The sequence below is a fragment of the Streptomyces sp. NPDC058457 genome, from assembly GCF_042720695.1.
Lineage (GTDB): Bacteria > Actinomycetota > Actinomycetes > Streptomycetales > Streptomycetaceae > Streptomyces.
In genome coordinates this window covers 1-2,414 of the sequence record NZ_JBHXLU010000190.1, presented here as the reverse complement: position 1 = coordinate 2,414, position 2,414 = coordinate 1, and the positions used below count along the sequence as shown (strand labels likewise).

At 56.4% G+C, this 2,414-nt stretch carries 1 rRNA gene; it reads right to left on the bottom strand.

What is annotated here, in order from left to right:
• Nucleotides 1-47: 47 nt before the first annotated feature.
• Nucleotides 48-2,414 (bottom strand): 23S ribosomal RNA (locus tag ACFWPS_RS53900); the annotation flags it as partial.

Genomic DNA, 2,414 nt, shown 5'->3' with positions numbered 1-2,414 from the left:
TGGGGCTGTTCGTGGTTTCAGAACCAACACAGTGGACGCGAGCAACTGAGGACAAGCCCTCGGCCTATTAGTACCGGTCACCTCCACCCATTACTGGGCTTCCAGATCCGGCCTATCAACCCAGTCGTCTACTGGGAGCCTTACCCCATCAAGTGGGTGGGAATACTCATCTCGAAGCAGGCTTCCCGCTTAGATGCTTTCAGCGGTTATCCCTCCCGAACGTAGCCAACCAGCCATGCCCTTGGCAGAACAACTGGCACACCAGAGGTTCGTCCGTCCCGGTCCTCTCGTACTAGGGACAGCCCTTCTCAATATTCCTGCGCGCGCAGCGGATAGGGACCGAACTGTCTCACGACGTTCTAAACCCAGCTCGCGTACCGCTTTAATGGGCGAACAGCCCAACCCTTGGGACCGACTCCAGCCCCAGGATGCGACGAGCCGACATCGAGGTGCCAAACCATCCCGTCGATATGGACTCTTGGGGAAGATCAGCCTGTTATCCCCGGGGTACCTTTTATCCGTTGAGCGACGGCGCTTCCACAAGCCACCGCCGGATCACTAGTCCCGACTTTCGTCCCTGCTCGACCCGTCGGTCTCACAGTCAAGCTCCCTTGTGCACTTACACTCAACACCTGATTGCCAACCAGGCTGAGGGAACCTTTGGGCGCCTCCGTTACTCTTTAGGAGGCAACCGCCCCAGTTAAACTACCCATCAGACACTGTCCCTGATCCGGATCACGGACCCAGGTTAGACATCCAGCACGACCAGACTGGTATTTCAACGACGACTCCACCCACACTGGCGTATGAGCTTCAAAGTCTCCCAGCTATCCTACACAAGCCGAACCGAACACCAATATCAAACTGTAGTAAAGGTCCCGGGGTCTTTCCGTCCTGCTGCGCGAAACGAGCATCTTTACTCGTAGTGCAATTTCACCGGGCCTATGGTTGAGACAGTCGAGAAGTCGTTACGCCATTCGTGCAGGTCGGAACTTACCCGACAAGGAATTTCGCTACCTTAGGATGGTTATAGTTACCACCGCCGTTTACTGGCGCTTAAGTTCTCAGCTTCGCCCCACCGAAATGGAGCTAACCGGTCCCCTTAACGTTCCAGCACCGGGCAGGCGTCAGTCCGTATACATCGCCTTACGGCTTCGCACGGACCTGTGTTTTTAGTAAACAGTCGCTTCTCGCTGGTCTCTGCGGCCACCCCCAGCTCAGGAAGTAAATTCCATCACCAGGACTGGCCCCCCTTCTCCCGAAGTTACGGGGGCATTTTGCCGAGTTCCTTAACCATAGTTCACCCGAACGCCTCGGTATTCTCTACCTGACCACCTGAGTCGGTTTAGGGTACGGGCCGCCATGAAACTCGCTAGAGGCTTTTCTCGACAGCATAGGATCATCCACTTCACCACAATCGGCTCGGCATCAGGTCTCACCCTCAACGTCATCCGGATTTACCTAGACAACGGGCTACACCCTTACCCCGGGACAACCACCGCCCGGGCTGGACTACCTTCCTGCGTCACCCCATCACTCACCTACTACAAGTCTGGTCCGTCGGCTCCACCACTCCCCTCAACTCCGAAGAGATCAGGGCGGCTTCACGGACTTAGCATCGCCTGGTTCGATGTTTGACGCTTCACAGCGGGTACCGGAATATCAACCGGTTATCCATCGACTACGCCTGTCGGCCTCGCCTTAGGTCCCGACTTACCCTGGGCAGATCAGCTTGACCCAGGAACCCTTAGTCAATCGGCGCACACGTTTCCCACGTGTGAATCGCTACTCATGCCTGCATTCTCACTCGTCAACCGTCCACAACTACCTTCCGGTGCTGCTTCACCCGGCAGACGACGCTCCCCTACCCATCACGATCCCCGTTGGGGGTATATATCGCAATGACACGACTTCGGCGGTACGCTTGAGCCCCGCTACATTGTCGGCGCGGAATCACTAGACCAGTGAGCTATTACGCACTCTTTCAAGGGTGGCTGCTTCTAAGCCAACCTCCTGGTTGTCTCTGCGACTCCACATCCTTTCCCACTTAGCGTACGCTTAGGGGCCTTAGTCGATGCTCTGGGCTGTTTCCCTCTCGACCATGGAGCTTATCCCCCACAGTCTCACTGCCGCGCTCTCACTTACCGGCATTCGGAGTTTGGCTAAGGTCAGTAACCCGGTAGGGCCCATCGCCTATCCAGTGCTCTACCTCCGGCAAGAAACACACGACGCTGCACCTAAATGCATTTCGGGGAGAACCAGCTATCACGGAGTTTGATTGGCCTTTCACCCCTAACCACAGGTCATCCCCCAGGTTTTCAACCCTGGTGGGTTCGGTCCTCCACGAAGTCTTACCTCCGCTTCAACCTGCCCATGGCTAGATCACTCCGCTTCGGGTCTTGAGCGTGCTACTC